Annotated in this window: 1 pseudogene; it reads left to right on the forward strand. The window is 52.5% G+C overall.

The window, feature by feature from the left end:
• Positions 1-27 precede the first annotated feature (27 nt).
• Positions 28-1,126: pseudogene (locus ACG94X_RS16775) on the forward strand (hypothetical protein); the annotation flags it as partial.

Genomic DNA, 1,126 nt, shown 5'->3' on the forward strand with positions numbered 1-1,126 from the left:
AGTTCGACGAACCCATTGGGCAGCGAATTGGCGATCCTAGGCGACAGCAACATCACCACGACGGTTGAACAAGGCAAAGCGACGATCACCCTGAATAAAGCACTCAATGTGGACAGCGTGACAGCAGGTAACAGCCTTCTCAACACAGACGGCTTAACCGTAACAGGTGGCCCAAGCATCACCAAAGCAGGCATTAACGCTGCAGGCACAACGATCAGCAACGTCAAAGATGGCGTAGCGGGCAAAGATGCGGTCAACAAAGACCAATTGGATGCACTTGAAGCATCGTCAGGCGCGAACACAGAAGCCTTAGGCAACAGCACAGCCACCAACTTGGGTGGAGGTTCAACGTATGACGCTGCTACAGGTACGATCAGTGCACCGAGCTACACAGTACAAAGCAATCCAAACGATGCCAGCACAATCACAACAGTCAACAACGTCGGTGATGCGATCAGCAGCTTAAACACTGCGGTGACCACACCACTGACCTTTAAAGACGCGACTAGCGGCAGTTCGACGAACCCATTGGGCAGCGAATTGGCGATCCTAGGCGACAGCAACATCACCACGACGGTTGAACAAGGCAAAGCGACGATCACCCTGAATAAAGCACTCAATGTGGACAGCGTGACAGCAGGTAACAGCCTTCTCAACACAGACGGCTTAACCGTAACAGGTGGCCCAAGCATCACCAAAGCAGGCATTAACGCTGCAGGCACAACGATCAGCAACGTCAAAGATGGCGTAGCGGGCAAAGATGCGGTCAACAAAGACCAATTGGATGCACTTGAAGCATCGTCAGGCGCGAACACAGATGCTTTAGGCAACAGCACAGCCACTAACTTGGGTGGAGGTTCAACGTATGACGCTGCTACAGGTACGATCAGTGCACCGAGCTACACAGTACAAAGCAATCCAAACGATGCCAGCACAATCACAACAGTCAACAACGTCGGTGATGCGATCAGCAGCTTAAACACTGCGGTGACCACACCACTGACCTTTAAAGACGCGGCTAGCGGTAGTTCGACGAACCCATTGGGCAGCGAATTGGCGATCCTAGGCGACAGCAACATCACCACGACGGTTGAACAAGGCAAAGCGACGATCACCCTGAATAAAG

Origin of the sequence: Acinetobacter psychrotolerans, from assembly GCF_048552595.1 — a bacterium.
Taxonomy (GTDB): Bacteria; Pseudomonadota; Gammaproteobacteria; order Pseudomonadales; family Moraxellaceae; genus Acinetobacter.